Genomic DNA, 21748 nt, shown 5'->3' on the forward strand with positions numbered 1-21748 from the left:
ATAACATATCTAAAGACAATAGCAAGTAAAATATATTTATTTATAGAAAAAGCTCCAAGTTTCCATGGTTTTGCACACCTAGGGGAGCTTGGAGCTTAATTTTTTTGATAGGGATTAATTAACCATTGGCCAAACGTTTTCTCAGATAGGAAGAGAAGAACTCAACAAACAAGATTAAGACCACTAAGCCAACCAGAATCGCACCAACTTGAGTCCACCGGTTAGAAGACATAGCGAACTTCAATGGCGCCCCAATCCCACCGGCACCTACCAAACCAAGGATGGTTGCATCCCGTAGGTTCATATCATAACGGAAGATTACGGTTGAAATAAGGGAAGACCAGAGCTGAGGAATAATACCACAACGAATTTTCTCAAAGGTATTACAACCAGCCGCGTCTAAGGCTTCTAGAATAGACTTATCAATGTCATCAATGGTTTCACTGAAAAGCTTGGTTAACATTCCAATGGAAGTGACCGACAGGGTCATGACCCCTGCGAAAGGTCCTGGGCCAGTTACCCGAATAAACATCAAGCCGTAGACAAAACCAGGGATGGTCCGAATGGCCATAACGAGGACCCGAGTAATAATCACAACTGGCATCGGTACCACCTTACTGGAAGCTAAGAAGGCTAATGGGAAGGAGAAGAAAGCTCCAACCAGCGTTCCTAATAGGGCAATTGCCATCGTTTCAATTAATAGATAAGGTACTGATTGCTTAGTCATATTAAATAGGAGTTCAGGATCTGGGTGCAGAATCCCTTGCATAATACTAACCGCAAAGGTAATCCCCTTATTAGCAATTCCCACTTCATCAATGGTAGACCCTGACCAAACAATTAAAGCTACAACCAAGAGGGTCCAGAAAATTGTTTGCAGACGATTAGTATCTTTCTTTTCATACATTTCATTTATACGTTCAATCATCATGCCACCCCCTAAGTTAATTTACTTCTTAAATAACGACTGGTTGTTTCGATAACCCCCACCGTTATGAAGAGACAAAGTAGAATCATACCGACATTTTCATATTCACGCCAACCTAGGTTTTCATCTAAGATGAGCCCAATCCCACCAGCACCAACATATCCTAAGATCGCCGCATGACGGACATTTCCTTCAAAGGTATAAAGAGCCACTGATAGATAAGCTGGCAAGACTTGAGGTTTAATTGCTCCCAAAAAGCTGTAGAGTTTATTTGCCCCTAAAGCTTCCATGGCTTCATAAGGTAACATGTCCGCAGTTTCGATAGCTTCATAGAGTTGTTTAGCCACGAAAGAGAAGGTAAAGATTGAAATAGCTAAAGTACCAGCGAAGGTACCCAAACCAAAGATATAGGTCAAGATAAGGGCAATGACCAAGGTTGGTAGGGTCCTTACTAAGGATAAGAAGAACTTTAAGAAACCAGTGATAAACCGATTTTTGGTTAGGTTCGAAGCTGCCCACATAGCGAAAGGAATTGCTAAGAGCGACCCAATAATAGTTCCTAACACCGACATTTTAATCGTATCAAATAAGGGCGGTAAGACATCTTTAACAAAGTCAAAAGCAGGTGGATACATCCGTTTTAAAATAACAAAGAACTGATGGCCACGTTTTAATAAGACACTTAAGTCAAAACAGGTTAATTTGGCAGAAAGGTAAACTAAGACCAAAACCACTAAAACTATTAGCCAGGTTAAAGAACGTTTTTTATAAATAACTTTCCCATTGGGTAAGGTAATGGCTTGCGGTTTTAACCAAGACTTTGAAGCTTGCGACTGATTATTCGCCATGGTGGGCCTCCTCCGTAGCAGGTGTCTGACCCTTATAAATATGGTTTAAAACTTCAGGGGTTACTTGGTCTGATGGGCCATCATAAACCACAGCCCCTTCTCTAATCCCAATAATCCGATCACAATACTCCAAGGCTAATTCCACATGGTGGATATTAATTAAAATAGTAATATTGTCATCTTTATTAATATTCTTAAAGTCTTGCATAACGACAGCGGCAGTGACTGGGTCGAGTGAGGCGACTGGTTCATCGGCTAAGATAATGCGAGGGTCTTGCGCCAAGGTACGGGCTAAAGCTACCCGTTGTTGTTGTCCCCCAGAAAGTTGGTCAACCCGAGTATAGGCCTTATCCAAAATACCTACTCGGTCTAAAGCTTCTAGGGCTTTAATTTCTTCTTCCTTCTTATAGTAACCAAGCAAGACGCGCCAGAAGGGTAGGTCTGGCACAAAGGCAGATAGGACATTGGTAATAACCTTTGCCCGGGTTACCAAATTAAATGATTGGAAAATCATCCCAACCTTACGACGGAAACGCCGTAATTCTTTCCCTTTTAAGGCGGGAACAGAGACATCATCAACTTCTAAAACACCTTCAGAAATAGGGTGCATTTTATTAATCGTACGAATCAAGGTAGATTTACCAGCACCCGATAATCCGATAATACCAATAAACTCCCCTTGTTGGATTTCTAAATTCACATCTTTTAAGGCTAACACATCATTGCCATAACGTTTATAGACATGTTCAAACTTAATCATATTGTTCTCCTTTTAATACCTTTCAATAACTTAGCGAAAAAGGGAGCGGGCAAGAAGCGGAAATCATGCGATTCCGCTTCGTATGCCCGCCCCCGCAAGGCTGATTAGGATGAAATAAGTTGCAAAGCAAGGCGGTTTCATCCAATCAACTACTGCGCTTAAAATCAGTCTATTCATAAAATGATGGACATAACTATCTCTTTGCCCAGTCAGTTTCCCCTAAGTTAATTATTAAATTATTCAGCGTCTTTATCTTGTTCACGCAAGATCTTTTGAGCTTCACGTTCTGTATCATAGTCTTCAGAGGTTGCTGGTTGGTAACCTTCATGACTATAAATAGCAATAACTTCTTTACCTTCGTCAGTCTTAGCAATGTTGATGAATGCATTAGCAACGGCTTCTTTTAATTCATCTGTCATTACTTCAGAGTTTTTGCTGACAGAAACAGTATCGTTATAAACGTTTGGAGTTATACCAATTACATTAGTTTCTTCCCAAATGCTCTTTTCACGACCCATATCTTTAGTCCAAGCTTCAGCATTGTCACGACGTAAGTCAGCAAAACCAACAATGATATCCACTTGTTCAGAAGCTAAACGAGCCACTGAAGATGGGTAAGAGTCAGATTGAACAACATTTGATAAGTCAGAGATTTGTTTACCATCAAAGTTTTTACCTAACCAGATTGAAGGGTAGATATAACCAGAAGATGAAGAAGATGACATAACAGCCCATTTAGCTGAATCTAAATCTTCCCAAGTTAATTCTTCACCGTCATTAATTTTTTTAGCTAATTCTTGACCTTTTTCAGAAGGACCAGCGATAATTAAGCCTTTGTAGTAAGTAACTTGTTCGTCACTTTGTTCAGTTTCTTTACCATCGTTCCAGTCAGCTGGATTTTCAGAGTCTTTTGAAAGACCTTTACGAGTAGAAGTTAAAACAACATCTACATCATCTTCAAATAAGACATAAGTACCACCAGGAATTAAACCAACATCGATCGTACCGGCAGCCATACCTTCACCAACAGCTTCATAAGAAGTACCTACTGAGATTTCAACATTCTTCACATCGAAACCTTCTTTAGCCAATTCGTCAATTAACAATTGTTTAAGTGGTTCAGTTGCAGTAATAATTTCTTCTGGATCACGAGAAGGTACAAAAGCAACACGAAGTGTATCAATTTCTGTTTTGTCTTGAGCAGAAGCATCAACAGCAAATAAGTTAAAGAAGACAGCAGCGACTAAGGATAAGACCATTAATACGTTAAAGGTTTTTTTCACGGATTTTCCCTCCAAATATTTGATAATTTAATTGTAGCTTACACAATATGGTTAAACAATATGTTAGGGCTTTTCTTTACACAAAATTTACATTTAATTGAATTCTAATCTAAAATTCGAATGTTTTAATCTGAGCTAGTCTTTAGCCAAATCATGATTCGAAATAATTTGCGGCATAATTCCTAAACCAACCGCACCAGGCCCCCCATGAACGCCTAAAACTGGTGTCAAGTATCCAATCCTAAAAGGAAAATTGATTCCTTGTTGGATAAGATAGTATTTCACTGCCAAAGCTTCTTTTAAGGCATCTCCGTGAGCAAGCGCAATTACGAATTTATCGCCAAATTTAGCTTGAGCCGATTGAACAATTTGTAGCCAATGCTTATAGAGACTCTTTTGGGTCCGGACCTTGTCAAAAACCTGGACCGACCCATCTGGTGAAAAGTAAATCAAGGGCTTGATACCCAAGACATTGCCTATAAAGGCTTGTGCTGTCGACATACGACCACCCTTGGCAATAAATTGTAAATCTTCCACGACCACGTAAATTTCAGATTGATCGGCTAACCAAGTTAACTTACTTGCAATTTCATCGCTTGTATAACCTGCATCAGCCATCAAGAGGGCCTGGTGGGCCATATTTTCCATTATAAACGAAGTTCCTTTGGAATCGATGACATAAGTGGCTAGTCGGTCTTGGTAATCTGATGCCACCATTTGCACACTTTGGTAAGTCCCTGAGATCTGAGCGGCCAAAGTAATCACAAAAACCGTATTGTAGCCATCCGCTACTAGTTGGTCAAACAGGTCATAAACCTGGTCTAATCTAGGCTGTGAGGTCTTGGGTGGTTCTGGACTATGGCGTAACCGTTGATAGAAGTCATGCATCACTTGGTCATCACTGACATCTTCATAAATATCACCCTCAGCAAATAAAAGAGACAGACGCAGGATATAAAAGTCTGGGTCTGCCATTAATTGTTTGCTGGGAGTTGCGGTAGAATCAACAATAACTGCTGTTTTCATTTATGAGTCTCAATCCTTTTTACTAGTTTTATTTATCCTAATCATAATTAAGAGGAGCAGTAAGACTAAAGCCATCGCCCCCATTAGAATATATTGGCGGGCACTAGCAAATAATTGAGTTAATATTGCTAAGCTAGAAAATAATAAGGTGATAAAAATCATAATAGCCACAACCTGCCATTCTTTCAAACCTAATCTCAGTAGGCGATGATGAACATGATCGTGGTCAGCCACTACAATCGATTTACCCGTCATGAAACGGCGAAGCACCGCAAAAAAAGCATCAAATAAAGGGACCAGATAGATTAAGACGGGGACTGCTAAAGAATAGAAAGAGGCATTCTTTAAATTTGTCACACTCAAACTTGCATACATAAAGCCAATAAACAAGGCTCCAGTATCCCCTAAATAAATCTTGGCTGGTTGCCAATTAAAAGGAATGAAACCCAGGATAGCTCCGCTTAAGATCAGTAACATGACCAAGATAGAAAGACTTATTGAAATTGAAAAAAAATATGTCGTGACAATTAGGGTAATCAGTGAAATTAAGGTGACTGAACTCGCTAATCCGTCCAAACCATCGATTAAATTAATGGCATTCGTCATCAGAAAAATCCACACCATGGTTAGTAAATAGGTTATTATTTGAAATAAACTATCTGACACAGTGGGTAAAAGGGTCGTCGAAAAAGAGACGTTTGCCCAAAAGTAGATAATATTAGCCGCTAATAAAACACCTGCACTTTTCAACCACGGTTTCAGATTATATAAATCATCTAAAATACCCGTAATTAAGACTAAGGTAGAGGCAAGAAAGAGGGCTAAGAGCGACTGAACTAAAAAAAAGCTAGGATTAAAGAAATAAAAGGCGGTCCAAAAGGCAAAATAAATCCCTAGCCCGCCTAAGGTTACGACTTGCCGATGATTTTTTAAATCATGAACATCTTGATCATAAACCTGACTCTTCTTTCCTAACCAAAGTAAAAGAAGTGAAAAAATAGTCGCTAAAAACCAAGCTAAGGCCGCATATGAAAATAATGGTCCCACACTTTTCCCTTCTCTCTAACACTTGTTTCTACAGGTCACTATAAACATTATAAGGCAAATCACGTTTATGTTGTGATTTACGGTACAGGTCTTCAATCCGTTCTGCTTCTTTATCCGCGATGGCTTTACCTATGAGATAATCATCAATGGCTTGATAAGATACACCTAAGGCTTGTTCATCAGGCAACTGGGGTTTATCTTCTTCTAAGTCAGCTGTTGGCACTTTTTCATAGAGAGCCTTGGGTGCTTCTAAATAAGCCAAAAGTTGCCGTCCTTGACTTTTATTCAACCGCCACAAAGGCATAATATCCGCTGCACCATCACCAAATTTAGTATAAAAACCGGTAATGGCCTCAGCCGCGTGGTCAGTTCCTACAACTAAACCTTGATTGTCGCCCGCTACCGCATACTGAGCAATCATCCGTTGCCGAGCCTTAATATTTCCTTTATTAAAGTCAGATATTTTCATACCTTCATTAGCCTCTACTGCAGCAACAACTGCATCCGTCGCAGCTTTAATATTAATGGTTAGCTCTTGGTCTGCTTGAATAAAGTCTAAAGCCATTTGGGCATCATCTTCATCTGCTTGTAAGCCATAAGGGAGACGGATGGCGATAAAACGGTAATCTGCTTGACCAGTTTCTTGCCGCAATTCTTCAACGGTTAATTGGCATAAACGACCGGCTAGGGTAGAATCTTGTCCGCCAGAAATACCTAGGACTAAACTCTTTAAAAATGGACGATCCATTAAGTATTGTTTCATCCAATCAATGGACCGTCTCACTTCTTGCTCAGGGTCGATACTAGCTTTTACTTTTAAGCTTTCAATAATTTGTGCTTGTAAGGGTCTCATCTTGTCCTCCTTTAAGACACGTTATTTTTTTCTAAGCGGTCGACTTTGACTTGAATTTTCTCACGTAAGGCTTTAATACTCGCCATTTTTTCATCGTATAATTTTTGTGAAAGATCGACAGGATATTGTTCAGGATTTAGGATTCGTTTATATTCATCCCATAAAGCATTATAATTCTTAGATGCATAATCACGGATTTGATTAATTTCAGGTAATTCGTAAGTAACTTGACCCTCTTTCATGACATCAATTAATAAAGGACGCGCATCAAAATCTCGTACGGTTTTATTAATATAAGTATGCACTGGATGGAACATGAATAATTCATCCATTTTATCAGGCGCCTCGTCATCTAGGGCAATATAGTCACCTTCAGACTTACCATCCTTATTTCGGGTAATCCGCCATACTTGTTTAACCCCTGGTGTGGTCATTTTTTCAGCATTAGAAGAAATTTTCATAGTCGGCATCATCACGCCATTTTTATCTTCAATTGAAACTAATTTATAAACCGCACCTAGAGCTGGTTGGTCAAAAGCAGTAATAATTTTGGTACCAATACCCCAGTCATTGATCTTAGCTCCCTGCATCCGTAAGTTCAGAATGGTCTTTTCATCTAAGTCATTTGAGGCAACAATCCGCGCATCTGTGAAGCCAGCTTCATCGAGTTGTTCCCGGATTCGTTTTGATTGATAAGCCATATCACCTGAATCAATCCGAACACCAATGAAGTTAATCTTATCGCCCATTTCTTTGGCAACTTGGATAGCCGTAGGTACCCCAGACCGCAAGGTATCATACGTATCCACTAAGAAAACTACATCTTTATGGGTTTCAGCATAGGCCTTAAAAGCCTTATATTCATCACGGTAAGCTTGAACTAAAGAGTGGGCATGGGTCCCAGAAATTGGAATACCAAAAAGTTTACCAGCGCGGACATTTGACGTGGAATGGAAACCACCAATATAAGCCGCACGTGTCCCCCAAATAGCAGCATCAAGCTCTTGAGCCCGACGGGTTCCGAATTCTGAAACTTTGTCGCCGTGACCCACCACTGACCGAATCCGAGAAGCTTTGGTCGCAATTAAAGTTTGATAGTTAATAATATTTAAAACTGCTGTTTCCACTAATTGACAGTGTCCTAAGGGACCTTCAATCTGCATTAAGGGCTCAGAAGCAAAACATAGTTCACCCTCTACCATAGACCGCACAGTTAGTTTTAGTTTAAGTTCTTTCAAATAAGCCAAGAAATCATCTTGATAGATACCCGTTTCCTTTAAATAAGCTAAGTCTTGGTCTGTAAATTTAAGATTATTAAAATAATCTAGTACACGTTCTAAACCAGCAAAGATAGCATAGCCATTTTCAAAAGGGTTCTTCCGGAAGAATATCTCAAACACAGCATTGCGTTGATCCATCCCAGTCTCCCAGTATGTCTGGAGCATATTAATCTGGTACAAGTCAGTGTGGAGCATTAAACTATCATCTTTATATTCTTTCATGGTTTTTTCCTTCCATTCTGCATACTCAATTAACCGTAAAACTTTTTACTATTATACCATATTTTGTCGCAGTGGTTGATTGGATGGAAACAACTTAGCGTCCCAGTAGTTGAGCGAAAATATGAGCTCAACTACATTTATCCAAGTGCTCCAGCAAGCGAAAATCACAGATTTTAATGCTTCTGTTCCGCCCCCTGTACTCCCTTTACTAAATAAAAACGAATCCTATTTGAGACTAGGCTTTTTTGCCCAACCCCAAAGAGAATTCCTTATCTAGCTACTATCTGGCAGAGAAAGTCTATTATCCTCTCACTGCCTTAACTAAAGCTTCTTTCAAATTACTTTCAATTTGTTTCAATTCACCTTCTGCTTCAGCACGGGCCTGACGTGCATTATTTTGAATGGAAATCGTTTCTTCAATCGTAGTGATTAACTCTTCATTCACCTTTTTCAAAGTAGCAATATCAATGATAGACCGTTCTGCTTCTTTAGCAGTTTCAATCGTATTTTGCCGTAAATTCTTCGCATTTCTTTCCAACAATTCATTGGTGGTATTGGAAATATCCTTTTGCATTTGAATGACCTGGCTTTGCCGGTTCAAGCCTAAAGCAATCACGACTTGTGACTTCCATAATGGAATGACATTATTTACCGCATCCGTCACTTTATCCACCAATAACTTATCATTATTTTGAATTAATTTAATTTGGGGTGCGGTCTGAATAGCTAGAGTTTTTGAAGTTTTTAAGTCAAAAATCCGTTTTTCAAAGCGATTAACCGTATCTTCAAAATCTTTAACTACTTGCATAGACATTGGCTCATTTGAAGATTGTGCCTCTGAATACAATTTAGGAATGGTTACATCCTTTAATTCACGGACTTTTTCTTCCCCAGCCACAATATATAATTGTAGTTCTTGGAAATAGTCAACATTCTTTTCATACAATTTATCATATGTCGCAATGTCTTTGAGTAAAGCCATCCGGGAACTTTCCAATTGAGCTTGAATTTTATCTATTTGGGTCTGCATCACATCATATTTAGCTAAATATCGGTCTACGGATTGACGCATATTCTTCAAGAAAGGAATTTTATCCATTAAAGAGTGGCCACCATCAAGGGAAGCAATATCCAAATCCTTAACCTTCACCATTAAATCTGACATTAAATCGCCCACTGGACCGACATCCTTAGATCGAACCTCTGCGAGAATGGTATCTGAAAATTGGGCAATCCCTTTTTGGGTATTGGAACCATAAAGTGCCAATAATTGAGTATCCTGGATATTAATATTAGCCTTAATTTGATCTATTTTTTCCCGTTTATCTGGACTCAATTGTTCAGTTTCTGCCTCTAGTTGATTGATCATAAGGGCAGTCTCTTCTTGAGTTTGAGGACCGGAACTTAATTCTATATGTTTAGCTTGCATGAGACTGTCCAAGGTGATTTCTTTGTTTTCGTTCATATCTTTTCTCCTTTTTTATATAAATCAAAATAAGAAACATCCAATTCACCCAACTAAGGGGCAATACCATCAACTAAATAAGTCATCACATCATAAGAAGGCATCTGCATAATTTGAGTCACATCGCTAGCAAGCCCTGGCACTTTAAATTGATCTTGGTCTTGGGAACCAGACACAATCGTCCGGTAACCATGGTCTTTCCAAGCTAAATCTTGGACCTTCTTATCAGTCAAAGCATCAATCGCTACTTCCGCCTTTTTATTCAAACTAATAAAGATGTGGCTAGACCAAACGGTTGGCTCAGGATACAAAATAATAATATTATCTTTGACACGTTTATACGTTTCTGGATCCTGGACTGAATACTCTAAGAGTTGACTTTCGTAACCAGCTATAATTGGATAAGAACCCGCTCCTAAAGTTAAGAACTGACTAAATAAATCAGCAGAAGAGGTATTCATATAACCAATTGACTGATAAATTTTTTTGAGATCTGGTAAAAGTTCCTTTGCTTGATCCATAGAAACCATCTTATTCCCATTCATGGCATTGGCTAATAGACCCAGGAACATATTGCCCGAGTTAGAGGCAGATGGATCGGTTGTATCTACCAAAATTTCCCCATATTGATTATTCAAACCAATCTTCTGCCAGCTTTTACCTTCAACCATTAATTTAGCTAGGGTTTGCATATCCACATAATGAATCCCATCTCTTACCGTAATAACACCTGCCTTTTTCAAGGCTTCAACCACGGGTTTATAAGAGTACAATACAATCGGTGTGTTGAATATAATCTCATCCTGAGTCGCCTTCCGACCTTCTTGTTTGAATAACTCCAAGGCTAACTGACTTGAAGGAAAAAGATAATCCTGGTCTTGAATGTCGCCCTTGACCATATCAAAGGAGCCCGCTTTACGATAATCAATGGTCAAATTATATTCTTTCTTTAAATAGTCTTGAAACTCTTCATTTTCAAATAAACCAATCTTTTCACCACCCAAGAAACCGGTTAAGTCAACGGCTTTAGGACGATCTGCTTGCCAATAAGTATAAAATCCACCAGCTAAGATAACCAAAAGTAAAATGATTAAACCCCAGAATTTATTCTTCATCGAGATAGCCACCTCCTAATTCCAATGTCTTCTCTAATAATTCTGTTTCAACTTCTAAATCCCGCATACGATTGACATGATAGCCATCCCGTTGATTAGCAAAAATTTTGTCTAAGATTTTTAAGGCCTCAGCCGTTTTGTGTTCAATTTCTTTAAATTTATCCGAACTAATCTGGGCTGCTTCCATTTGTAAATAATTTTGACTAATTTTATTAGCAGTACTTAGGTAATAATCCAAGAAATGACGGGAAGAGGAAATCTCTTTCGGGTTGGCCTCTAAGTAGGTTAAAATACTCGTTGCTTTTTGAATGAGCTGGGCTAGACGTGAACTAATTTCGGCCTGTTTAATTTCCTTCTTAGTTGCTTTCATTTGCTTCACTTGCAGAACACTTGTTTCATATAAAGCTTTCAACTCAGCACCGTTATTTAATTTCTCTAATTCCACATCACCAATCCGTAAGACCGGACTGGCCAATAAATAGACTGCAAAATAAGTTCCCAAACTAATCAGGGTCGCCAGAAAAAATGGCCAAGACAAAAGGGTAAAGGTCACTAAAAAAAACAGAAGACCTATGACTAGCGCTAATAAATTCTGTTTCGTTACTGGCTTCATCTAGTTATATCCTTTCACTTGTTTGAAAGCATTAATTAAATCTTTACGACCATCAAAGACCCGGGCCTTGGTCAAATCGGCTATTTCTTTCATTTTTCCTTCTTCAGCCTCCCCAAAGAGAATTGAGAACATAGGAATATCGACCTGAGCTTGCTGGTAACGCTGGCTTAAGTCTTTGAAGGTCTTGGCCCCGTTAGGCTGACCATCCGTCAAAATTACAATAGCAGGGGAGTAATCCTCCAAGTCTTGACCATAGTCAGAAACCATGGTATCTAGGGCTGCAATAATTCCTTCATACATAGCAGTATCTCCGCCAACAACATAATCTTGCACATACTGGTTTAAATCAACCAATTCTTGGCCATTCCCCTTAGCCACAGTAGCAGCATCAACCATATCTGAAAATGGAATCACCAAACTGATATCTTGCTGGGTTCCTTGTAAGAGATTGGCCTTAGCGTTTTCAGGGAGTAGGACTTGAGCCATGGCTTCAGTCATTTGTTTATTTCCTTCACCCTCCATGGAACCAGAATAATCTAAAACATAGGCGGTGAGGGCTGGCTTTTTGAATTGAGTTTGATAAAGATTTAAAGCCTCTTGAATGACCTCAGCACTTGGCCAACGAATGGAGGAAATCTGTTTATCTACATCGATACCCCAGTCTTTATTAAAAACTGATCTATTTTTTTCCGCCACTGACCCGGTCCGTGATCGTTTCCCAGTAGCTTCGATTTGTAATTGAGCTTCTTCCGACAATAGGTATTCTTGAAAGTCTAAAAACATGTCCTCAATTTTATCTTGGTTATGATCAACATAGGCTAGAGGAGAATCCGAAAGCGCCAAACCATCCACCGGATAAACTATATAAAGCGGTTCACGTTTTTGCTTCAATAGTTCTTGATTGGTTTGAATAATCAAGGTTTCATAGTTAACCATAGCATCGTAATCTGCTTGCAAGAAGAGGTCAACTAACCAATTTGAAGATCCAGAAGAACGATTAACCCCGGATAATAAATCTTTAATTTGACTTTGGTTGGCTTCATCGTTCAAGTCTTCTAAAGTAAAACCTCCTTGACTCTTAGCAATCGCAGTTAAAAAGCCAAGATAGGCCGAGGCGCCTGAATTGGATTGGGTCGCTGATGTCATAGCAAAGTTTAATTTATCAGCCTTGATGGCTTCAATAATATCCGCAATATAGACATCCTTATCCACAAAGCCTAATTCTTCTGCTAAAGATTGTTTAATCCCGAAAACCACCGGTGTAATCGAAGTAGTCGCTGTATGTTTTAATAAATGATGTTGATCCCCCATATTTAACCAAATACTGGAAGCTGGCCAAACCGCATCATAATCAAGCTCACCAGACTGAAGGAGACGCATAATATCTAAAGATCCTAGATAGTCCATGGTAATATTTACTTTATTTTTATTAGCATAAGCTTTAATAATCGGTTCTAGTTCCTTATTCTCCGAACCCGCAACAATCCTCAAAGTTTCACCAGAATACTCCGTCACATTAAAGTCACCTTGGGCGGTCGGTTCATTCTTCTCTTGACACGCTACAAGGATTGACAAAAAGCATGAAATTAATAGAAAAAATCGCAACGACTTACTTAATTTTTTTGCAGATATCTTTTTAAAAGCAAGCATAAGTCTTCCTCCTATATTTTTCTTTGTCACTTAGATTATATCATCAAAGTGTAAGCGTTTGTGTTATTATATTTATTATTTACAAAAACATTACAATTGATAGCAAAAGAGTCTGAAACACTCAAGTTTCAGACTCTTTTATATTTATAAATTTATTGTGCTTTTTGAAGACGGTAGAAATGCCAAGCAATACCTAAGCTTCCTAATAGAATTATAATCCCTAACCAAAAAAGTAAGAGACTGGCTGACCCAAAATCAGAGCCAGGTCGATGTTTAGCTAATACACCTAGCAAGGCCCAAAGAATTGGCACCATGACTAGACCATTGCCATATTTAGCAAAGGCATATAACCCTAAACCGACAATCACCAATATTAGGACTAGACTAGCAAAAACAGCCAAGCCCCCCGTTCCGGGAAATCCCTTGGAGACAAGATAGGTATTAAAGTTAGCAAACGTAGCTACAATTAACCAACCATAATGTAACCCCCAAGGATATTTTAAGGACCAAAGATGGTCACGTAATAGGGGAGTTGCAGAAATCCGCTTCAGACCATCCAATAAACGTTGATAGTAAATCAAAATGATAATTAAAGCAATTAATAGCAAGTCAGAAGACCAAGCCACCAACCACATCATATTTAAGAATAAAATTTGGAGCAAGATGGGTGCCAGAATAGATCGATAAGCTTCCTTAAATGGCGCTGATATCCTTTTTGAAAAAGGAATAAAAAGGGTAACGGCCATACCAAGGTAAATAAGACCCCAAATTGCGAAGGTAAACCCAGCTGGTGCCAACAAATTAAGATACTTATCTGAAATCTCAGCTTGCGAAGCCTTAAAGAAAATTGCCTGGGATGACAGATAATTAAGCAGTAAGTCTAAGATAAACAGAACAGGTAAGCCATAGTCATACCATTTTGGATTTGTTTTCAATGGCACACCTACTATACATTAGTAGGGCGAACTTGAGCAAAGTCTAATTCAGTGACAGTTTCACGGCCCATCATTTCCAAGACGACTTTAAGCCGTTGGGTTTCTTGACTAATTTCTTCGATTTGACCAGAGAAGTTAGCAAATGGACCATCCACGATATCCACATAGTCACCTACAGCCACATCTAATTCAACTGGCGCTGGTTTCATTGGACGATCACCTAAGATAGCTTCAACTTCTTCTTCTAATAGGGGAGCAGGCTTAGATCCAGCACCATGGGACCCAACAAAGCCAGTTACCCCTGGGGTATTCCGCACTACAAACCAAGCATCGTCTGACATAATCATTTCCACTAAGACATAACCTGGGAAGGTCTTTTCAACCTTTGAAGTACGTTCACCATCTTTAACTTCAGTCACTTCTTCTTCAGGTACTTCTACTCGGAAAATATTATCCTCCATATCCATACTTTCTTTACGAAGATCAATATTTTCTTTGACCTTATTTTCATAACCGGAATAGGTATGAAGTACATACCACTCTTTACGTCCTTCCATTTACTTTCCTCCTATTTTCTTGTAAATAAAAAACCTACGCGTCGTAGGTCTAGAAACTTTGCATATTTATTATAACATGTCTGTCATGAAATAACAGTCTTTTATAACTTAACAATCCAATCTAATAAATTAGAAAAAGCAAAGTCTGTTAGTACAAAATATGTACCAAAGAAAACAATGAGTAAGATGGCAATCCAGGTAAAGTTATTTACTTCTTTTAGGGTTGGCCAGGTTACTTGCTTCATTTCACGAAAAACATTCTTAATATACCCCATGATTAGCTCCTTTATTTGGTTTCTTTATGTAAAGTATGTTTATTACAATATTTACAGAATTTTTTAACTTCAATCCGTTTAGTGTGACCTGCTTGGGTAGGCGTCATTGAGTAATTGCGTTGGCCACAGACGGTACAGGCAAGTGCAGCTTTCTTTTGCGGCACAGCAATCCCTCCTTTTTCTCAATTCATACTCTACAATAATATAAAACAAAAGGAGTAAATGTCAAGCAAACTTGACACCCACTCCCTATTTTCACCTAAATTATTCCTCACTTTGGTCAGATTCAGTATCTGAGGACATGGATTGGCTCTCATTATTAGCTTCCGGTAGGGGTTCACCTAAGATGACATGGCGAATAATCGTCGTCGTATAGGCTAACATCCGTGGGTTAGGTTGGTTAAAGGCTTCTTCATAAATTTCAGGCACAGAATCTAACATCTGACCATCCCAGAAACACATAAAATCAATGGTCATCTCATCTAAACTATCACCGGTTGGAACCATCATCATATTAATCGGCTTAGTCTGATATTCCATATAAGATAAGCCCATGACCCGCGGCGCCTCTTGGGCAATGTCTTCAAATGAAGGTAGGGCATCTTGGCTTAACCAACTTTCTAATTGATCATTACTGATTAATTGGTCAGGACTAAAGGCTTCTTGATCCACCAACATAGCTATTCCTGCATAAACTAGTTGATCATTAGAGAAATAAACGATTAATTCAGCCGTATCAGTACCTTCCTCAGTCCCATCTTGGTAGACATATTGAATCACCGCTTCTGTCTCTGACAAGTCTTCTTGCTGGCCTTCAACTTGCGGCTCAAATTGGGCTTGAAAATCCGCTAAACTAGTTCCCACTTGGTCGTTTTCTTCATAGGCATCGGTAAAATCGAATTTTTCGACAATCTGCTTATAATCTGCATATGCTTGTAAGAAAGCCTGGTTCTGTGTCTTATCTTCATTAACCGCAACATCATAAACAGAGGCTTGGTCTGAACTCGCTTCATCTGATACTTGACTTTGGTCGCCTGAGTTATCGGCTTCCTGGTACTCTGTGGTCGTCGTCTCACTTGTAGCTTGACTACTTGACTCTTGGGACTCAGTTACCCATTCTTCCACAGACTCGACACCAACATTCTCTTGGGCAAAACTAATCACCTGATTGAAGCTTAAGCACAGGGCTAGGGCACATAAACTAGCCGGCACTCTTTTCTTAAACATACGAATCTCTCCTTTTGGGCTTTACCCTTATTATAACTAAACACTATTAGGGTTTAAAGTCTGCTTTCTTTTAGCTACCATCAAATTCTAATGTAACCATTTAATAATTTAATCCGACAACGATCATAAATATTCTGCGCTGATTTAAGATTGATTCCTAATTTTTGACTAATTTCCTGATTTGAGAATCCTTGACGATAAAAGATAAAATATTTTCGTTCAAGGGGAGACAAAGACTCAATAAAGTCTGCCACTATCTCTTTTAAGGCTAAGACTCGGTCCGGTGCGTAGGCATAGCTACAAGATAAGGTTTCTGCCACACTCAAGCCCTCTGCATCTTGGTTGCTCGCTTGCTGGTCAAAAGGTATTTCTACTTTTCCTTGGCCCCGCTTTTTTGTTACTCGACGGCGGTTCAGATTAAACATGCGGTTTTTCAGGGCTGTTTCAAAATAAGCCACAAAATAGGCTTGCTTCTTGGGACAAAAATTATTGACACAAGCATAAAGGGTAATCATCGCTTCCTGGCGATAATCTTCATATTCAATTTGATAGCGTTGGCAAAAGTAAGCATATTTATAAACGAGCCCGGAAAGCCGGACCATCAGACGATTAAATAAATCTTCACAAAAATTTTGTTTTAACTGCAGCACTAACTCATCAATACTAAAAGCTCGGGTTGCTTTCACCATCAAGATGTCCTCCTAAGTTATTTAGAGAAACCCTTTGATTGTTAAGTTAAGCTTGAGGATCATTTTCAATTTGCTTACGTAATTGTTCAAGATGGACAAGTTGATTAATTTGCCAAGGGGTCCGTCTAATTAATTTACTCGAATAATGTTGGTTTACATCTTGTTTTATCTCTTGCTTAGTATACTCAATATCCATCTGCAATTCTTTGGCAGACTGGCGTAAAGCCCCTTGTTGAAAGATCATCCATTGTTCGGCCGCATCACTGGTCGCAACCACTACCCTGGTTAAGGCATTTAAATAATTCTGGACCTCACGCTCAATATAAGAATCAGCTGTTTCTCCTTCTTGCGTAAAGACAACCGTCAAATCGTATTCCTGATAACTCTTAGTAATCCCAGGTACGAATTGGGCATCAAAAACCACAATAATATCTAAGTCACGATATTTACTAAAACCTGAAAGTTCAAAGAGTAAAAGGTCGCGTGCTGCTTGTATTTCATCATGTCTTTGCAAATGTGATAATTCTGGCCAAGCCCCAATCATATTATACCCATCGACAAATAAGATTTCTTTTCGTTGCATAAGTTGCCTCCTAAGGCATCGGGATGCGTTTAGATGCAACTTCATACATAATAATACTTGCCGCTACACTGGCATTGAGACTTTGCACATGGCCCACCATAGGAATGGTAATCGTTTGGTCCGCATGGTCCAGGAGTTTTTTAGAGACCCCCTGACCTTCGTTGCCAATAATGACCGCAATCGGTCCTTGCGAATTCCAGCTTCGGATATCTTGGCCGGCCATATCCGTTGCAAAAATCCAAACCCCTTTGGTTTTTAATTGGTCAACGACTTGGCCAAGGTTAGTGACCCGGACCACAGGTATATGTTCTAAAGCACCCGTTGAGGTCTTAGCCACAATCCCAGTCAAACTCGCCGCCCGTCGTTTAGGAATAATAATCCCATGAACCCCTAGGGCATCAGCTGACCGAATAATTGAACCTAGATTATGGGGGTCTTCAATCCCGTCCAAAATCAAAAAGAAAGGTTCTTGTCCCTTAGCCTCAGCTAGGGCAAAACAATCTTCTAAGCTTTGGTAGGCAACTGGTGGCACTGTCACAACCACTCCTTGGTGGTTCTGACCTTGGCTTAAATCATCTAATTTTGCTTTAGGAACTTCTTGAAAAACAAGCTGACGTTGCTTTACAAGCTCTAATATAGTTTGAATTTTATCCCCCGACAATCCTTTTTGAATAAAGACTTTATTAATCGGCTTCTTTTCTTCTAGAATTGTCAAAACAACCTGACGGCCATATAAAATTTCATCATTTTGTTCCTGGTCTATGACTTTATTTACTTGCTTGCCTCTTATCTTTTTCGAGCCGTGTACCATTACTTAGCCCTCCTTTATGCTTGATCTAGTCGTTGAATTGCATCGCTCATTAATGCTTGCAAGCGTTCTTCCTGGTGACTCAAAAACAGCCAGCCCATTAGTGACTCAAAGCCAGTTGCTTGCCGGTAGTCTTGAATGCTAGCATTTTTGGCCTTGGTATTCGCCTTGTGGTTACGCCCCCGTTTATAGAAAGAAATTTCTTCCTCGCTCAGGAACCCATCCTCAGCCAGCCAAGCTAGCATGACTTGAGCCTGACCCTTAGCTCCGACGTATTTAATGGCAGCCCGGTGTAAGTCATTCACACTAGTTAAGCCGCTGGCTAAGACATGCTGACGGACAGCTACTTCATAAATCGCATCACCTATATATGCCAAAGCTGAACCATTTAATAATTTAGCCTCACTGTCTTTCATAAGATTAGCCTCTTTTCCAAGTGGTTCCTTGCGGGGTGTCATCTAAATAAATACCTTGTTCTTTTAATTGATCACGAATTTCATCTGCCCGTCCAAAATCCTTGGCTTTACGAGCCACATTCCGTTCATCAATTAAAGCTTGAATCTCTTGATCTAATAGGTCTTCCTTAGTTTCAAAAACAAGGCCAAAAATAGCTAATAGATCTTTAAATATCTCTTGCATTTTGCTTAAGACTTTTTCTGAAACTACCTCACTTTGTAAATAGCGATTGATTTCTTTAACCAATTCGAAAATCACCGTCATACCATTGGCCGCATTAAAATCATCGTCCATTGCTTGGATAAAATCAGCCTCTAATTGAGCCAAGACTGCTAGATTTGCTTCATCAGTATCGAGATTGGCTTGAGTCGTTGCATCAGCTAAACGCAAATCTAAACGACGGCTGACTTCTTCTAAGCGTTTAATATTCGTCTGAGCTTCCTGTAAGGCTTGATCATCATAACGTAAAGGCCGGCGGTAATGGACTGTCCCTAATAAATAACGGACCACCATGGGATCAGCTTCTTTTAATAAGTCACGTAAAAGGACAAAATTCCCTAAAGACTTGGACATTTTTTCCCCATCTTCTCCAAAGGTCACAAAACCATTGTGCATCCAGTAATTGGCAAAGTTTTCACCATGGTTATGAGCTTCTGCTTGGGCAATCTCATTTTCATGATGGGGGAATTCGAGGTCTTGACCGCCGCCATGAATATCTAAGGTATCCCCTAGGTACTTGGTAGACATAACGGAACATTCAATATGCCAACCCGGACGACCTGGTCCCCAAGGAGATGGCCAAGAAACTTCACCTTCCTTAGCTGACTTCCATAGGGCAAAATCGAGCGGATCTTCCTTACGATCGGTTTCAGCTGTATCAGTTCGTTGGGAAGCTCCAATTTCTAATTCAGAAATACTTTGATGGGATAACTTACCATAACCGTCAAAACTTTGGGTTCTAAAATAAACATCACCTTGAGAAGCATAGGCATGGTCAGACTCAATCAAAACTTTAATATAATCAATAATCTCTGTAATATGGTCCTTCACTCGCGGATGAATATTGGCCGGTAAAATATTGATGGCGGCTGTATCTTCTTTAAAGGCCGCAATATATTTATCAGATAAGGCTTCGGTACTTAAATCCTCTGCCTTGGCGGCTTTGATAATCTTATCATCAACATCGGTAAAATTGCTGACATAGTTCACTTGATACCCACGATATTGTAAGTAACGACGGACCGTGTCAAAAGCCACGGCAGACCGGGCATTCCCAATATGAATATAATTATAGACTGTCGGCCCACAGACATACATGGATACTTGATTCGGCACTTGGGGCACAAAATCTTCTTTTTGTCGGGTCAACGTATTATAAATTTGAATCGTCATGTAATTTCTCCTTCTCAAAAGCTTTCCCCTATATTATACATGAAAGCCAGGCTAGGACCTATGTATAAGTCATAAGACTTTAACAAAAAACCATTATGTCGTTAGGCTAGCTAACTATCATAATGGTTTTAATTGCTTAATAAATTTTACTTAAGACCTAGCTTAATTGAGCTTTAACTTGTTGGATATGATCTAAAGCTTTCGTTTTTCCTAAAACATCGATCACATTAGCTAATTCTGGACCATGCATTTGACCAGACACCGCAATCCGGATTGGCATAAAGAGCTTACGGCCCTTAATACCGGTTTCTTTTTGGATTTCTTTAATCATTGGTTTAATGTGGTCCGCATCAAAATCAGCATCGGCTAAAGCTTCCAATTTAGCTGCCATAGCATCCACCACCGTCATCGCGGTTTCAGCGGCCATTTCTTCCTTAGCTGTTTGGTCGACCGTCAACTTATCATTAAAGAAGAGGCTAGAAAGCTCAACAATTTGAGCCCCATAAGACATTTCATCATGATAAAGACCGACTAATTTCTTAACCCATGCCATTTCTTCTTCACTTGGATTTTCAGAAACTTTACCCACTTCTTGTAAATGAGGAAGGGCTAGGTCGACGACTGTATCTAAGTCTGCCGCCTTCATATAAGTATTGTTAATCCATTCCAATTTCTTTTGGTCAAAAGAAGCTGGCGAAGTAGATAGACGTTCAACATCAAAGATATCGATAAATTCTTGGCGGGAGAAGATTTCATCTTCTCCCTTAGGTGACCAACCTAATAAAGCAATAAAGTTAAACATGGCTTCAGGTAGGTAACCTAAATTACGGTATTGTTCAATAAATTGGAGAATAGATCCATCACGTTTAGATAATTTCTTATTGGTTTCGGCATTAATAATTAAGGTCATATGGCCAAATTCAGGGATTTTCCAACCAAAGGCATCATAAATCATCATTTGTTTTGGCGTATTAGCAATATGGTCATCGCCCCGTAAGACATGAGAAATTTCCATCAAATGATCATCCACAACCACAGCAAAGTTATAAGTTGGCATACCGTCACGTTTTTGAATGACCCAGTCGCCAGAAATATTTTGAGATTCAAAATGAACTTTACCCTTAACCATATCATTCCATTCATAAGTTACCCCATGAGGTACACGGAAACGAATCACGGGTACCCGGCCTTGGGCTTGGAATTCGGCCTCTTGTTCAGGGGTTAGGTGGGCATGTTGACCACCGTAATGAGGCATCTCACCACGGGCTTTTTGTTCTTCCCGTTCAGCTTCTAATTCTTCTTCCGTCATATAGCAGCGATAAGCCTTATCTTCAGCAATTAATTGATCAATTAAGAGTTGGTAGATATGGGCACGTTCAGATTGACGGTAAGGACCATATTCTCCAGGTTCAGCTGGAGATTCATCCCAATCCATCCCTAACCACTTAAGATTTCTTAATTGGCTTTCTTCACCGTGGGCAATGTTCCGTTTTAAATCAGTGTCTTCAATCCGAATAACAAAGTCGCCCCCATAGTGACGAGCATATAGATAATTAAATAAAGCCGTTCTAGCATTACCAATATGTAATTCACCGGTTGGACTTGGGGCATATCTGACACGAATTTTATCACTCATTTTATAATCAATCTCCTTTAATTTATCTCACACATTTATTAATGACTGGCTTCAATGCGGTCCTTGGAATGGACCGGTTGGGCAAAAATCATCCGACCCG

Annotated in this window: 23 protein-coding genes; all 23 read right to left on the minus strand. The window is 39.4% G+C overall.

The genetic code is table 11. The features are described from left to right. Positions 1 to 118: 118 nt before the first annotated feature. The 23 genes from phnE (HMPREF9257_RS03490) to gltX all read right to left on the minus strand — a co-directional run bounded on the left by phnE (HMPREF9257_RS03490) (position 119) and on the right by gltX (position 21648). A complete protein-coding gene (gene phnE, locus HMPREF9257_RS03490) occupies positions 119 to 928 on the minus strand; it encodes a phosphonate ABC transporter, permease protein PhnE (RefSeq protein ID WP_028125376.1) in 810 nt (269 codons plus the stop codon). An 11-nt stretch (positions 929 to 939) separates the two neighbouring features. Continuing rightward, positions 940 to 1776 (minus strand): phosphonate ABC transporter, permease protein PhnE, encoded by an 837-nt coding sequence (phnE, locus tag HMPREF9257_RS03495; RefSeq protein WP_006418083.1) that lies wholly within the window; start codon positions 1774 to 1776, stop codon positions 940 to 942. Then, on the minus strand, positions 1766 to 2536 hold the full coding sequence (phnC, locus tag HMPREF9257_RS03500) for a phosphonate ABC transporter ATP-binding protein (RefSeq protein WP_006418100.1): 771 nt from the start codon (positions 2534 to 2536) through the stop codon (positions 1766 to 1768). Before phnC ends, phnE (HMPREF9257_RS03495) begins: the two co-directional genes overlap by 11 nt. Positions 2537 to 2772: 236 nt before the next feature. After that, entirely contained in the window at positions 2773 to 3819 is a 1047-nt protein-coding gene (locus tag HMPREF9257_RS03505) for a phosphate/phosphite/phosphonate ABC transporter substrate-binding protein (protein ID WP_006418077.1), read from the minus strand. Between the two features lie 135 nt (positions 3820 to 3954). Beyond that, complete coding sequence (locus HMPREF9257_RS03510) at positions 3955 to 4845, minus strand: DegV family protein (RefSeq protein ID WP_006418081.1); 891 nt, start codon at positions 4843 to 4845, stop codon at positions 3955 to 3957. 9 nt (positions 4846 to 4854) lie between these two features. Then, the gene (locus HMPREF9257_RS03515; protein WP_006418094.1) at positions 4855 to 5892 is read right to left on the minus strand and encodes an MraY family glycosyltransferase; all 1038 of its coding nucleotides are present in this window, start codon (positions 5890 to 5892) and stop codon (positions 4855 to 4857) included. Between the two features lie 28 nt (positions 5893 to 5920). After that, positions 5921 to 6745 (minus strand): ammonia-dependent NAD(+) synthetase, encoded by an 825-nt coding sequence (gene nadE / locus HMPREF9257_RS03520; RefSeq protein WP_006418071.1) that lies wholly within the window; start codon positions 6743 to 6745, stop codon positions 5921 to 5923. An 11-nt stretch (positions 6746 to 6756) separates the two neighbouring features. Further along, entirely contained in the window at positions 6757 to 8247 is a 1491-nt protein-coding gene (locus tag HMPREF9257_RS03525; protein WP_006418103.1) for a nicotinate phosphoribosyltransferase, read from the minus strand. A gap of 301 nt (positions 8248 to 8548) precedes the next feature. Next, a complete protein-coding gene (locus HMPREF9257_RS03530) occupies positions 8549 to 9712 on the minus strand; it encodes a toxic anion resistance protein (protein WP_006418092.1) in 1164 nt (387 codons plus the stop codon). 53 nt (positions 9713 to 9765) lie between these two features. Then, on the minus strand, positions 9766 to 10827 hold the full coding sequence (locus HMPREF9257_RS03535; protein WP_006418075.1) for a substrate-binding domain-containing protein: 1062 nt from the start codon (positions 10825 to 10827) through the stop codon (positions 9766 to 9768). Beyond that, positions 10817 to 11440 carry a 5-bromo-4-chloroindolyl phosphate hydrolysis family protein gene (locus HMPREF9257_RS03540; protein WP_006418104.1) on the minus strand — a complete coding sequence of 208 codons (624 nt, stop codon included), beginning with the start codon at positions 11438 to 11440 and terminating at the stop codon, positions 10817 to 10819. Before HMPREF9257_RS03540 ends, HMPREF9257_RS03535 begins: the two co-directional genes overlap by 11 nt. Continuing rightward, a complete protein-coding gene (locus HMPREF9257_RS03545) occupies positions 11441 to 13090 on the minus strand; it encodes a substrate-binding and vWA domain-containing protein (protein WP_006418072.1) in 1650 nt (549 codons plus the stop codon). It abuts the gene before it with no gap. A 152-nt stretch (positions 13091 to 13242) separates the two neighbouring features. Further along, positions 13243 to 14025 (minus strand): hypothetical protein, encoded by a 783-nt coding sequence (locus HMPREF9257_RS03550; RefSeq protein ID WP_006418093.1) that lies wholly within the window; start codon positions 14023 to 14025, stop codon positions 13243 to 13245. An 11-nt stretch (positions 14026 to 14036) separates the two neighbouring features. Continuing rightward, positions 14037 to 14582: a transcription termination/antitermination protein NusG gene (nusG, locus tag HMPREF9257_RS03555; protein ID WP_006418105.1), complete on the minus strand. Its 546-nt coding sequence runs from the start codon at positions 14580 to 14582 to the stop codon at positions 14037 to 14039. Between the two features lie 101 nt (positions 14583 to 14683). Beyond that, entirely contained in the window at positions 14684 to 14857 is a 174-nt protein-coding gene (gene secE, locus HMPREF9257_RS03560) for a preprotein translocase subunit SecE (RefSeq protein ID WP_006418101.1), read from the minus strand. Between the two features lie 11 nt (positions 14858 to 14868). Next, a complete protein-coding gene (gene rpmG / locus HMPREF9257_RS03565) occupies positions 14869 to 15021 on the minus strand; it encodes a 50S ribosomal protein L33 (protein WP_006418079.1) in 153 nt (50 codons plus the stop codon). A 100-nt stretch (positions 15022 to 15121) separates the two neighbouring features. Next, on the minus strand, positions 15122 to 16084 hold the full coding sequence (locus HMPREF9257_RS03570; protein ID WP_006418106.1) for a hypothetical protein: 963 nt from the start codon (positions 16082 to 16084) through the stop codon (positions 15122 to 15124). Between the two features lie 80 nt (positions 16085 to 16164). Then, positions 16165 to 16773 (minus strand): RNA polymerase sigma factor, encoded by a 609-nt coding sequence (locus tag HMPREF9257_RS03575; RefSeq protein ID WP_006418097.1) that lies wholly within the window; start codon positions 16771 to 16773, stop codon positions 16165 to 16167. Positions 16774 to 16819: 46 nt separating this feature from the next. After that, positions 16820 to 17356, minus strand: a complete 537-nt coding sequence (locus HMPREF9257_RS03580) for an NYN domain-containing protein (RefSeq protein WP_006418085.1) — start codon at positions 17354 to 17356, stop codon at positions 16820 to 16822. Positions 17357 to 17366: 10 nt separating this feature from the next. Further along, complete coding sequence (gene rlmB, locus HMPREF9257_RS03585) at positions 17367 to 18167, minus strand: 23S rRNA (guanosine(2251)-2'-O)-methyltransferase RlmB (protein ID WP_006418078.1); 801 nt, start codon at positions 18165 to 18167, stop codon at positions 17367 to 17369. Between the two features lie 14 nt (positions 18168 to 18181). Then, entirely contained in the window at positions 18182 to 18580 is a 399-nt protein-coding gene (locus HMPREF9257_RS03590) for a Mini-ribonuclease 3 (RefSeq protein ID WP_006418084.1), read from the minus strand. 4 nt (positions 18581 to 18584) lie between these two features. Next, entirely contained in the window at positions 18585 to 20012 is a 1428-nt protein-coding gene (cysS, locus tag HMPREF9257_RS03595; RefSeq protein WP_006418096.1) for a cysteine--tRNA ligase, read from the minus strand. A 157-nt stretch (positions 20013 to 20169) separates the two neighbouring features. After that, positions 20170 to 21648: a glutamate--tRNA ligase gene (gene gltX / locus HMPREF9257_RS03600; RefSeq protein ID WP_006418069.1), complete on the minus strand. Its 1479-nt coding sequence runs from the start codon at positions 21646 to 21648 to the stop codon at positions 20170 to 20172. Between the last annotated feature and the right edge of the window lie 100 nt (positions 21649 to 21748).

It is taken from the genome of Eremococcus coleocola ACS-139-V-Col8 (assembly GCF_000183205.1).
In the GTDB taxonomy this organism is placed as follows: Bacteria; Bacillota; Bacilli; order Lactobacillales; family Aerococcaceae; genus Eremococcus; species Eremococcus coleocola.